Here is a 464-nt window from a genome sequence, read left to right as displayed (position 1 = left end):
TGTTTTTTGTGTATGTAGTTTGTTCGTGATTGTGTTTGTTTGTTTTTATTGTAATGTTGCTGGGACCACCGATAACTACACCCTCTGATTCGTCGGCAGCGTCAGAGGTGTAGAAGAGACAGTTGAAGGTGTTTGGGATGCTCAATATGTAACAATCTACTGGCTCGCACGTGAGCCTAAACAGAGGATATAACGATGGCTGAAGGTTCACGTTATAGTAGCTATTACATCAAAGAACAGACCTCCGGTGTCACTCCGTCTAGCGGAACTCTGAAGGTCTTTCGTGCTACTAAATCGGGTCTTGATATTAAAGTCGCTACTCTGCAATCTGAAGAAATTCGAGATGACGCGGAAGTGGCGGAATTCCGGCTTGGAGCTCGTCACGTAAAAGGTACAACAACGGGTGAACTGTCTTATGAGACATTTGATGACCTGTTAGGGGGCTGTCACATATACACACCTGA

Annotated in this window: 1 protein-coding gene; it reads left to right on the top strand. The window is 44.8% G+C overall.

The window, feature by feature from the left end; all coding sequences use genetic code 11:
* Positions 1 to 195: 195 nt before the first annotated feature.
* The coding region (locus tag BM613_RS14745; RefSeq protein WP_219930736.1) for a phage tail tube protein at positions 196 to 464 on the top strand (269 nt) is incomplete at its 3' end.

Origin of the sequence: Sulfoacidibacillus thermotolerans (assembly GCF_003144315.1) — a bacterium.
In the GTDB taxonomy this organism is placed as follows: Bacteria; Bacillota; Bacilli; order Alicyclobacillales; family SLC66; genus Sulfoacidibacillus; species Sulfoacidibacillus thermotolerans.
Note: the sequence above shows the minus strand (reverse complement) of the source record. Positions and strands in the feature narration are given on the sequence as shown.